Raw genomic sequence first — 9,335 nt, forward strand, 5'->3', positions numbered from 1 at the left:
TGGTCGGGCGCACTCGCAACGTGAGGTGCTAAGGATCACTGGCACTGGTGATTGGGATAGTGAACGACTAATGCGCCTTCAAGAGCAAGCCGGCGCGGGCCAGGTACACGTTGTAGGGATCCCAGCGGGAGACGGTGAAGTAGATGTCCGAGCCGTGCAGCGCGCCGGGGTGCAGATAGCCGCCGTAGAGGCCGGGGTGCTCGGCGCCGGACAACAGGGTGACGCCATCACTCCACGGCCCGGTGGGCCGGTCGGCCGCGCGCAGCGCGATGCGGCCGCCCGGGTCGTCCAGGTGCACCATCAGCCACACGCCCAACCCGTGGTGGAAGGCCACGGAAAGCTCACCGGCCGGCCCGTCCGTGACCGGCCGGGCCGCTTTCACCCCGCTCACCCACCCCTGACCCGTCCAGTACTCGTACCGGCTCGGTGAAGCCACCGCGCCCGGGTCCACCCTTGCCAGGTAAACCGGCCCGAACCGCCCGTTGCGCGTGCCGAACAGGTACACGACCGAGCCGTCCGGTGACCGGGCGAACGCGCCGAGCTGGAACGGCCGCCGCCCCCGTGTCCACCAGGGGTTGCGCCAGCGCGCGCCGCGACCGGTCCGCCAGGTCGCGCCGCCGTCGGCCGACCAGGCGATGCCGCCGTGGTTGGTCCGCCAGCTGCCCGGCCGGCCCCACCGGCGTACCGACATGTAGTGCAGGTACTGCACGCCGTCCACCGCTATCCCGGCGGTCGGGATCACCGTGGACTCCATCCGCAACCGGGCCAGCCAGCGCCGCCCGGGCAGGATTTCGGCCGCGTGCCCGGGTTGGTCCTCCACCACCGAAGCCAGCTCGAGGCCCCCGGTGAGCGGTCCGCCGGCGCAGCGGGCCACCACGTTGCGGCGGTGGTCGGCCGAGCGGGCGCCCGCGCCGGGGCCGGTCCAGCCCTCGCCGTAGGTGTCGCCGAACGCGGCCAGCACGCCGCCGGCGCCGTCGTCCCAGAGCACGCCCAGGTCGGTGGCCAGGAAGCCGAACCGGCTGCCGGTGCGGTTCGGTGAGTCCTGGCCGGTCACCTTGCCGACCAGTTCGACGCCGGTCGGCTCCACCACCGGAGGGATCACACGGGTAGCTTTCCACCGCCCGATCGGCCTACGGTCAAGGGTCCGTTGTGGAAGGCGGTAGCGAATGTCGCTCGACCGAGCCGAGCGGGTGGCCCACCAGGCCTCGCTCGACGTGGCTGACCTGGCCACGAGCTGGCATATTCAGTTGTCCGAGTGGTTGTCCGAGGCCACCGAGGCCGGGTTGCCCGAGCCGAACGGCATGGTCCTGGCCACCGTGAACACCGAGGGGGAGCCGTCCACGCGCAGCGTGCTGTGCAAGGGCATCGATTCGAGGGGCATCGTCTTCTTCACCAACTACACCTCGGCGAAGAGCCGTGACCTGCGCTCCAGCCGGCGCGCCTCGGTCACCTTCCCCTGGTTCGCGCTGCACCGGCAGGTCAACGTGCGCGGCACCGTGGACGCGGTCAGCCGGGAGGAGACCGCCGCCTACTGGGCCACCCGCCCGCGCGGCTCGCAGCTGGGCGCCTGGGCGTCCCCGCAGTCGGCGGTGATGAGCGGCCGGCGCGCGCTGGAGGACGCCTTCGAGGCCACCCGGCGGCGGTTCGCCGACCTGGAGGCCGTTCCGGTGCCCCCGCACTGGGGCGGCTGGCTGCTGCGCCCCGAGCGCGTGGAGTTCTGGCAGGGCCGGCCGGACCGGATGCACGACCGGCTGGCCTTCGTGCGCAACCAGGACCAGAGCTTCAAGGTCCAGCGCCTCGCGCCGTAGGGGAATAACTCGCTAGCTTGGCGTGCTAACTATTAGTCGTGCAGCCCACCGAGGAAGAGTTACCGGCTAGACGTTCCTTGGGCCGGCGGGTGCGCGGCGCCTTCGCCGACACAACGCCGCTGCGCACGCCGGAGTTCCGCCGGCTGTGGCTGGCCGGGGTGGTCACGGTGATCGGCGCGCAGCTGACCGTGGTTGCGGTGCCCAAGCAGATCTACGACCTCACCCAGTCGTCCGGGTACGTCGGGCTGACCGGGGCGTTCGGACTGGTCCCGCTGGTGGTGTTCGGGCTGTGGGGCGGGGCGATCGCCGACGCCATGGACCGGCGGAAACTGCTGCTGCTCAGCGGGGCGGGGATCTCCGTGGTGTCCGTGGCGCTGTGGCTCACTAGTGCTTTTGGGGCCTCCGGCCCGAGCTCGGTGTGGCTGATCCTCAGCCTGTTCGCGGTGCAGCAGGCGCTGCTGGCGATGAACCAACCCACCCGGTCCGCCGTGCTGCCCCGCCTGCTGCCGGCCCGCGAGCTGCCGGCGGCCAACGCGCTGAACATGACGGTCTTCCAGTTCGGCGCCATCGTCGGGCCGATGCTGGCCGGCGCGCTGCTGCCGCTGGTCGGCCTGTCCACGCTGTACCTGGTGGACGCGATCGCGCTGCTCGCCACGCTGTGGGCCACCTGGAAGCTGCCGAAGATGCCCCCGGTGCCCGGTACGAACGGGTCCCGCCAGAGCGCCGGGCTGCGCGGCGTGCTGGACGGGTTCCGCTACGTGGCCACGCAGAAGATCCTGCTGGTCTCGTTCCTGGTGGACATCATCGCGATGGCCTTCGGCATGCCCCGCGCGGTGTTCCCGGAGATGGCCGAGCGCACGTTCCACGACCCGGCGGGGGGCGGCATCGCGCTGGGCCTGCTGTTCGCCGGCATATCCGTCGGCTCGGTGGCCGGCGGGGTGTTCTCGGGCTGGCTGCACCGGGTGAGCCGGCAGGGTGTCGCGGTGACCGTGGCGATCTGCGTGTGGGGCCTGGCGGTGGCCGCGTTCGGCATGGTGCACGCGTTGTGGCTGGCCGTGCTGCTGCTGGCGGTGGGTGGCGCCGCCGACCTGGTCAGCGCGGTCTACCGGTCGACCATGCTGCAGGTGGTGGCCACCGAGGAGATGCGGGGCCGGATGCAGGGCGTGTTCATGGTGGTCGTGGCCGGCGGGCCGAGGGTGGCCGACATCTGGCACGGCGGGGCCGCCGCCGCGATCGGCACCGGCCCCGCGGTCACCGCCGGCGGCGTCGCCGTGGTGATCGCCACCGTCCTCACGGTCGCCCTGCTCCCCGCCTTCTGGCGCTACCGCGCCCACGGCTGATGTCCGCATTTGTCCGGTTTGCCCGGGTTGAATGCGGACATTGTGGGACACTCGGTCCATGGCCAGCCGGGACGCGGTGCACGAGCTACTCGATGCGGTGCCCGAATCGCGGTTACCGGCAATCGAACGCGTGCTCCGCGCCAGCATCGATGGTCCGGTGCCCGCGGCACCCCGCCGGTTCGCCAGCGCGGGAACCTTGACCGCTGAACGCGACTTCGCGGAGCGCTCCGAGGTCATCCTGCGGGAAGAAGCCGATCAGCCCGAGTGATCGTCGTCGACACAGGTCCGATCGTGGCGTTGCTCAATGACCGGGACGACCACCACGAGCGTTGCCGGGACTTCCTGGCCAACTACCCCGGGCCGCTCCTCGTTCCGACCACAGTCTTCACCGAGGTGTGTCTCCTGGCCGAGCGCCGTCGGGGGACGCGGGCCGAGCTTGCGTTTCTGAAGGATGTGCGCGCCGGCCTGTTCACGTTGTTGGACACGGCTTCGGCGGATCTGGAGCGGATTGCCGAACTGGTCGACAAGTACCGGGACCTGCCGCTTGGAACTGTCGATGCGTCCGTCATCGCCTTGACCGAACGGTTGAACTTGCCGGCCGTGGCGACTCTCGACCGGCGTCACTTCTCAGTGGTTCGTCCCCGGCACGTGGGCACGCTCGCGCTGTTGCCGTAGCCCGACGTGTGATCGGGTGTGCATGACACGCGGACGTTAAATGATGCTCAAGCATCCTCGACGGGTGCGGGGTGACCTGAGAAACTCTCACGATGGCGGACAATGTGACCGGCGCCACTGTGGCGCATTCCCACGGCCAACCTGAGCTCAAGAAGGCCATCGGGCCGAAACTTCTGCTCTTCTTCGTCGTCGGGGACATCCTCGGCACGGGGATCTACGCGCTGGTCGGTTCGGTGGCCGGGCGGGTCGGCGGGGCGCTGTGGCTGCCCTTCCTCGGGGCGTTCATCGTGGCGTTCCTGACCGCGTTCAGCTATCTGGAGCTGGTCGGCAAGTACCCGGGCGCCGGGGGTGCCGCGCTGTACACGCACCGGGCGTTCGGCGTCCAGTTCCTGACCTTCATGGTGACCTTCACCGTGATGAGCTCCGGGGTGACGTCCGCCGCCTCGGCCGCCAAGGCGTTCAGCGACACCTATCTGAAACAGGTGGTCGAGGGCCTGGGCTGGGTGCCGTCGTTGCCGCTGGTCGCGCTGCTGTTTGTGGCCGGGCTGGGGATCATCAACTTCCGGGGCGTGGGCGAGTCGGTCAAGGCCAACGTGGTGCTCACCTGCATCGAGCTGAGTGGCCTGCTGATCATCATCGGCGCCGGCGTGTGGGGCGTCTCCCAGGGCAAGGGTGACGCCAGCCGGCTCACTGAGATCCACGCGGGCGGCAGCGGCGGCGCGCTGGTGGCAGTGACCGCGGCGGTGTCGCTGGCCTTCTTCGCCATGGTCGGGTTCGAGGACTCGGTGAACATGGCCGAGGAGACCAAGGACCCGGTCAAGGTCTTCCCCAAGGCCATGCTCACCGGTATGGCGGTGGCCGGCACGCTGTACGTGGTGATCGCGACGCTCAGCTCGATGCTGGTGCCCGCCGCCGACCTGGCCGCGGCCAAGTCCGGCGCGCTGCTCAAGGTGCTCGGCGTCGGTGCCCCCGGCTTCCCGCTGATCATCTTCGCCGTCATCGGCCTGCTCGCCGTGATCAACTCTGCGCTGATCAACATGCTGATGGCCAGCCGGCTGCTCTACGGCATGGCCAACGAGCGGGTGCTGCCGAGCGTGTTCGCCACCGTGCACCCGACCCGGCGCACACCGTGGGTGTCCATCGTGTTCTCCAGCCTGCTCGCCTACCTGCTGGTGGTCAGCGTGGACGTGAGCACCCTGGGTGGTACCACGTCGTTGCTGCTGCTCGCGGTGTTCACGCTCACCAATGTGGCGGTGCTGGTGCTGCGCCGGCGCCCGGCCGAGCACGAGCACTTCAAGGCGCCGACCTGGGCGCCGGTGCTGGGCATCGTCCTGTGCGGCTACCTGGCCACCCCGTTCACCGGCCGGCCGACCATCGAGTTCGTCATCGCCGGCGTCCTGCTCGCCGTCGGCGTGCTGCTCTGGGTGGTCAACTTCCTGTTCGTGGGCAAGCAGCGGCTGGACCCCACGCACCTGGACGACTCCCGCGAGCACCCGCACTCACCGGATGTGCGCTAGCGCACCCGTGAGTGGCGAGTATGCCTATAGCCACACTCGCCACTCACGGGGCGAGGCGCCAGCCTCGCCATTACTCTCGCCGACGTGATCGTGGTAGGCGGAGAGGCGCTGGTCGACCTGGTCCCGGGCGCCAGCGCCCGGGACGCTTCGGGGGCGATGCTGCCCCGGTGGGGCGGGGCGCCGTACAACGTGGCGGTGGCGCTCGGCCGGCTGGGCGCCCCGACCCGGTTCCTGTCCCGGATGTCCACCGACCCGTTCGGCAACGCCATGGTGGAACGCCTGGCGAACGCCTCGGTGCACACCGAGCTGGTGCAGCGCGGCCCGGAGCCGTCCACCCTGGCCGTGGTCGGCCTGGACCCGGACGGCTCCGCCCGCTACGGCTTCTACACCGAGGGGACCGCCGACCGGCTGTTCGCCGACCCGGGGCCGCTGCCGGCGGACACCGAGGCGGTCGCCCTCGGCACGTTGTCGCTGGTGCTCGAGCCGGGGGCGAGCGCGTACGAGGCGGTGCTGCACCGGGAGGCCGCGGCCGGCCGGCTGATCAGCCTGGACCCGAACATCCGGGCCGACCTGATCCCGGACCGGGACGGTTACCTGCGCCGGTTCGTCTCGTGGCTGCCCGACGTCGGCCTGCTGAAGCTGTCCGACCAGGACGCCGAGTGGCTGGGCGGTTCGGAACCGGCCGCGTGGCTGGAGGCCGGCCCGGCCGCCGTGGTGATGACCAGGGGCGGCGACGGGCTGATCGCGTTCACCAAGGCCGGCCCGATCGAGGTGCCCGGCGTGCCGACCGTGGTCGTGGACACCATCGGCGCCGGCGACACGGTGCACGCGGCGCTGCTCGCCCGGCTCCGCGCGCACGGCGCGCTGACCCGGGACGGCCTGTCCGGCCTCGAGGCCGACGAATGGCGGGACGTGCTCGGGTTCGCCGCCGAGGCGGCCGCCCGCACCTGCGCCCGGCCGGGTGCCGAACCTCCCACCGCCGCCGAGCTGGGCCTTTGATAACAAGCGCCACCCACCTGGGTAGCTAATGGCACTGGTCACTCCGCGCGAACCCGCATTTTGCCGGCTCAGGGACTAGGTTCAGGCGCAAGAACCCTAAAGACATTTCGAGTGTGAGAGGGAACCTCCACATGTCTGCTAGCAAGACCGCCGCGCTCACCTACCCCGGCGGCGAGTACGAGATGCCGATCACCGACCCGACCGAGGGCGCACCGGCGATCGAACTGGGCAAGCTGCTCGCCAGCACCGGGCTGGTCACGCTGGACAACGGCTTCGGCAACACCGCCGCCTGTTCCTCCGCGATTACCTACATCGACGGCGACGCGGGCATTCTGCGCTACCGCGGCTACCCGATCGAGCAGCTGGCCGAGCACTCCACCTTCGCCGAGACCAGCTACCTGCTGATCTACGGCGAGCTGCCCACCCAGGAGCAGCTGGACTCCTTCAGTCAGAAGATCACGCGGCACACCCTGCTGCACGAGGACCTGAAACGGTTCTTCGACGGCTTCCCCCGGGACGCGCACCCGATGCCGGTGCTGTCCAGTGCGGTGTCCGCGCTGTCCACCTTCTACCAGGACAGCCTCGACCCGTTCGACGCCGACGCGGTGGAGCTGTCCACCATCCGGCTGCTGGCCAAGGTGCCGACGATCGCGGCCTACGCCTACAAGAAGTCGATCGGCCAGCCGTTCCTCTACCCGGACAACTCGCTCGGCGGCGTGGAGAACTTCCTGCGCCTCACCTTCGGCTTCCCGGCCGAGCCGTACGAGGTGGACCCGGAGCTGGCCCGCGCGCTGGACGTGCTGTTCATCCTGCACGCCGACCACGAGCAGAACTGCTCCACATCGACCGTCCGGATCGTCGGTTCCTCCCAGGCGAACCTGTTCGCGTCCATCTCGGCCGGCATAAACGCGCTGTTCGGGCCGCTGCACGGCGGGGCCAACCAGGCCGTGCTGGAGATGCTGGAGCGGATCCGGACCGAGGAGAACGGTGACGTCGGGGCGTTCGTGAACCGGGTGAAGAACCGGGAGTCGGGCGCTCGCCTGATGGGCTTCGGGCACCGCGTCTACAAGAACTACGACCCGCGCGCCAAGATCATCAAGCTGCGGGCGGACGAGGTGCTGAAGAAGCTGGGCGTATCCGACCCGCTGCTGGACATCGCCATGGCGCTGGAGGAGCGCGCGCTGGCCGACGACTACTTCGTCGAGCGCAAGCTGTACCCCAACGTGGACTTCTACACCGGCCTGATCTACCGGGCGATGGGTTTCCCGACCAAGTTCTTCACCGTGCTGTTCGCGCTCGGCCGGCTGCCCGGCTGGATCGCTCACTGGCGCGAGATGATCGAGGACCCGCAGACCAAGATCGGCCGCCCGCGCCAGCTCTACACCGGCATCGCCGAGCGCGACTACGCGCCCATCACCAACCGCTCCTGACCCAAACCAGCCCGCCCTGTCGCGGGACCTACCACCCCATGTCGCGGGATTTCGCCACCCATGTCGCGGGTACCTGCCCGCCATGTCGCGGATTCCGGACGAGAGGGCTGACTGTCGTTGACCGCCGAGGAAACCACGGTGCTGTGGTTCCGCCGGGACCTGCGGCTGGGTGACCACCCGGCGCTGCTGGCGGCGGCGGACGCGGCTCCTTCGGCGGTGGCGCTGTTCGTGCTGGACGACCGGTTGTGGCTGCCCTCCGGCTCGCCGCGGCGGGTCTTTCTGATCGGTTGCCTGCGCGCGTTGCGGGAGGCGCTGGGCGGCCGGCTGCTGGTCCGGCGGGGCGACCCGGTGGAGGTGGTGCCGGACACCGCGCGGCGGTTCGGCGCGCGGTCCGTGCACGTCAGCTCGGACCACGCGCCGTACGGGCGGGCCAGGGACGAGCGGGTGGCGGCCGCGTTGGGCGATATCCGGCTGGTGCGTACCGGCTCGCCCTACGCGGTCACCCCCGGCCGGGTGCGCAAGGCGGACGGCGAGCCGTACCGGGTGTTCACGCCGTTCTCCCGGGCCTGGCTGGCCCACGGCTGGCGCGCCCCGGCGGAATCCGGCCCGGAGCTGCTCGACTGGCTGGCGCCGCCGTCCGACCTGGCCACCGAGCTGCCCGACCCGCCCGAGCCGGGCGCTCAGCTTCCCGCGCCGGGGGAGGCGGCGGCGGAGGCCGCGTGGGCGAAGTTCCGGGACGACGCGCTGCACGACTACCCCCGGGACCGGGACCGCCCGGCGGTGCCCGGCACCTCTGCCCTGTCGGCCTACCTGCATTCGGCTGCCTGCACCCGCGCACCCCGCTGGCCGAGCTGGACGCCTCCGAGGGGGCCCGGGTGTTCCGGTCCGAGCTGGCCTGGCGGGAGTTCTACGCCGACGTGCTCTGGCACCGCCCGGAAACCGCGCGGGAGAACGTGGACCGCAAGTTCGACGCCATGCCCACGGACAGCGGCGCGGAAGCGGACCGCCGGTTCGAGGCCTGGCGCGACGGCCGCACGGGTTACCCCATCGTGGACGCCGGCATGCGCCAGCTACTCGCCGAGGGCTGGATGCACAACCGCGTGCGCATGATCGTCGCCAGCTTCTTCACCAAGGACCTGCACCTGCCGTGGTGGCGCGGCGCGCGGCACTTCATGCGCCACCTGGTGGACGGCGACCTGGCCTCCAACCAGCACAACTGGCAGTGGGTGGCGGGCAGCGGCACGGACGCCGCCCCGTACTTCCGGATCTTCAACCCGACCGCGCAGGGTGAGCGGTTCGACCCTCCCGGCGACTACCTGCGGCGCTACCTGCCCGAGCTGCGCGGCGTCCCCGGCAAGGCCGCCCACCGCCCCTGGAAGCTGCCGGACGGCCCCCCGGCCGGCTACCCACCCCCAATCGTCGACCACGCCACCGAACGCGCCGACTCCCTGGCCCGCTACGACCAGGTCAATCCCCCACCCACTGATCCCTCCCGCCGATCCCGGGTCTATCCCGTGATCGGTGTTTCCGGCGGTTCGGTTAGTAGCTCTCAGCTGCCGGCCAGCG

General features: G+C 70.7%; 8 protein-coding genes and 1 pseudogene. 8 read left to right on the top strand and 1 reads right to left on the bottom strand.

From position 1 onward, the window contains the following. Nucleotides 1-67: 67 nt before the first annotated feature. Nucleotides 68-1,090 (bottom strand): DUF4185 domain-containing protein, encoded by a 1,023-nt coding sequence (locus ABEB12_RS22130; RefSeq protein WP_345703037.1) that lies wholly within the window; start codon nucleotides 1,088-1,090, stop codon nucleotides 68-70. A gap of 76 nt (nucleotides 1,091-1,166) precedes the next feature. Between ABEB12_RS22130 and pdxH the strand changes: the two genes are divergently transcribed. The 8 genes and pseudogenes from pdxH to ABEB12_RS22170 all read left to right on the top strand — a co-directional run. Beyond that, the gene (gene pdxH / locus ABEB12_RS22135; protein WP_185063695.1) at nucleotides 1,167-1,808 is read left to right on the top strand and encodes a pyridoxamine 5'-phosphate oxidase; all 642 of its coding nucleotides are present in this window, start codon (nucleotides 1,167-1,169) and stop codon (nucleotides 1,806-1,808) included. A 38-nt stretch (nucleotides 1,809-1,846) separates the two neighbouring features. Then, entirely contained in the window at nucleotides 1,847-3,148 is a 1,302-nt protein-coding gene (locus ABEB12_RS22140; protein WP_425572261.1) for an MFS transporter, read from the top strand. A gap of 58 nt (nucleotides 3,149-3,206) precedes the next feature. Next, the gene (locus tag ABEB12_RS22145) at nucleotides 3,207-3,416 is read left to right on the top strand and encodes a hypothetical protein (RefSeq protein ID WP_185063696.1); all 210 of its coding nucleotides are present in this window, start codon (nucleotides 3,207-3,209) and stop codon (nucleotides 3,414-3,416) included. Continuing rightward, entirely contained in the window at nucleotides 3,413-3,823 is a 411-nt protein-coding gene (locus ABEB12_RS22150; RefSeq protein ID WP_185063697.1) for a PIN domain-containing protein, read from the top strand. Before ABEB12_RS22145 ends, ABEB12_RS22150 begins: the two co-directional genes overlap by 4 nt. Before the next feature lie 92 nt (nucleotides 3,824-3,915). Beyond that, nucleotides 3,916-5,340 carry an amino acid permease gene (locus ABEB12_RS22155; protein WP_185063698.1) on the top strand — a complete coding sequence of 475 codons (1,425 nt, stop codon included), beginning with the start codon at nucleotides 3,916-3,918 and terminating at the stop codon, nucleotides 5,338-5,340. An 84-nt stretch (nucleotides 5,341-5,424) separates the two neighbouring features. After that, nucleotides 5,425-6,339 carry a PfkB family carbohydrate kinase gene (locus ABEB12_RS22160; RefSeq protein ID WP_185063699.1) on the top strand — a complete coding sequence of 305 codons (915 nt, stop codon included), beginning with the start codon at nucleotides 5,425-5,427 and terminating at the stop codon, nucleotides 6,337-6,339. Nucleotides 6,340-6,470: 131 nt separating this feature from the next. Continuing rightward, the gene (locus tag ABEB12_RS22165) at nucleotides 6,471-7,769 is read left to right on the top strand and encodes a citrate synthase (RefSeq protein ID WP_185063700.1); all 1,299 of its coding nucleotides are present in this window, start codon (nucleotides 6,471-6,473) and stop codon (nucleotides 7,767-7,769) included. 117 nt (nucleotides 7,770-7,886) lie between these two features. Further along, nucleotides 7,887-9,238 (top strand): annotated as a pseudogene (locus ABEB12_RS22170) (cryptochrome/photolyase family protein); the annotation flags it as partial. Between the last annotated feature and the right edge of the window lie 97 nt (nucleotides 9,239-9,335).

It is taken from the genome of Actinospineispora eucalypti (assembly GCF_039543365.1).
GTDB lineage: Bacteria > Actinomycetota > Actinomycetes > Mycobacteriales > Pseudonocardiaceae > Pseudonocardia > Pseudonocardia eucalypti.

Excerpts from the sequence above, each read along its gene's own strand:
- pdxH (WP_185063695.1), top strand. The coding sequence starts at position 1,167 with ATGTCGCTCGACCGAGCCGAGCGGGTGGCCCACCAGGCCTCGCTCGAC.
- ABEB12_RS22145 (WP_185063696.1), top strand. The coding sequence starts at position 3,207 with ATGGCCAGCCGGGACGCGGTGCACGAGCTACTCGATGCGGTGCCCGAA.
- ABEB12_RS22155 (WP_185063698.1), top strand. The coding sequence starts at position 3,916 with ATGGCGGACAATGTGACCGGCGCCACTGTGGCGCATTCCCACGGCCAA.
- ABEB12_RS22165 (WP_185063700.1), top strand. The coding sequence starts at position 6,471 with ATGTCTGCTAGCAAGACCGCCGCGCTCACCTACCCCGGCGGCGAGTAC.